This is a genomic window from Terrilactibacillus laevilacticus (assembly GCF_006517395.1).
In the GTDB taxonomy this organism is placed as follows: domain Bacteria; phylum Bacillota; class Bacilli; order Bacillales; family Sporolactobacillaceae; genus Terrilactibacillus; species Terrilactibacillus laevilacticus.
Window position 1 is genome coordinate 1 of the sequence record NZ_VDCY01000036.1, and the last position, 1,447, is coordinate 1,447.

Sequence of the window (1,447 nt, forward strand, 5' to 3'; positions counted from 1 at the left end):
GAGAGTGTAAAATATTTTGTGTAAATGAATAAAACAATGAAAAAGGAAGACCTTTTCCTGGTAGAATAAAGTCACCACAACTCATCCATAGAAAAGAGGTCTTCCCTATGAACCAGTTTACAACAGAAATCGTCGATGCACTAGTAAAAAAACAAGATATTACGGAAGTTTTTCGTTCTCATTTAGAAAAAGCAATCAACTCGCTCTTGGTAACCGAACTTACGAGTTTTCTAGATTATGAAAAATATGACCGTATCGGTTTCAACTCTGGTAATTCACGAAATGGCTCTTATTCACGTACTCTCCACACCGAATATGGGGACTTAAATATCCAGATTCCTCGTGATCGTAATGGCGAGTTTAAGCAACAGACGATAGCTCCTTATAAACGCTCCAACGACACATTAGAGTCAACGGTTATTCACCTCTTTCAAAAAGGAATTACGATGGCTGAAATCGCAAATCTGATTGAAAAGATGTATGGTCATCATTATACGCCACAGACCATTTCTAACATGACAAAAGCAGTTTCTGAAACGGTTGAAGCGTTCAATCATCGCCAACTACATCATCGCTATGTGTGCGTCTATTTAGATGCAACCTATATTGCGATACGTCGTGATACCGTGTCCAAAGAAGCTGTATACATCGCCGTTGGAATTCGTGAAGATGGTTCCAAGGAAGTCCTTGCCTATACGATTGCCCCAACAGAATCGGCGTATAACTGGCAAGAACTACTAGAAGAAATCAAAGGTCGTGGTGTAGAAGACGTCCTATTATTCATTTCAGATGGCTTAAAAGGCATGGTAGATGTTCTTTCAAGCGTCTTTCCAAAAGCGAGATACCAAACGTGTCTCGTACACGTAGCACGCAATATTTCACATAAAGTGCGCGTAGGAGATCGTCAGGAGATCTGCGAAGATTTTAAAACGATTCATCAAGCAGAAGACGCTGAATCAGGTCAAGCAGCCCTTGATGCCTTCTGTGAAAAATGGAAAAAGTCGTATAGTAAAGTCGTCAAATCCTTGCGTGAAAATAATTATTTACTGACATTTTACAGCTTTCCAAAGGACATTTGGCGAAGCATCTACTCTACAAATTTAATCGAGTCATTCAATAAGAAGATCAAGAAATATACCAAACGCAAGGAACAATTTCCAAATGAAGAGTCGTTGGAACGTTTCTTAGTTTCCCAGTTTGATGACTATAACCAGCGCTTTGCGACACGCTGCCATATTGGCTTTAATAAAGCTCGTGCAGAAATTGAAAAAATGTTTGAAGAGCTAGAATCATAGGGCACACGTCGTCGCGAAATTTTGATTTATTTGACAGGGCTAGCCCTGTCAAATAAATCAAAAACAATCCATGAACATGAACAATTAGAATACAAGTGACAATTTATCTGAAAAGGTCGAAAACTTATTTACACAAAATTATTGACACTGCC

1 protein-coding gene is annotated in these 1,447 nt (G+C 38.8%); it reads left to right on the top strand.

Annotated features, from left to right (window positions below):
- Nucleotides 1-107: 107 nt before the first annotated feature.
- On the top strand, nucleotides 108-1,295 hold the full coding sequence (locus FG390_RS15615; protein WP_141191936.1) for an IS256 family transposase: 1,188 nt from the start codon (nucleotides 108-110) through the stop codon (nucleotides 1,293-1,295).
- Nucleotides 1,296-1,447 lie beyond the last annotated feature (152 nt).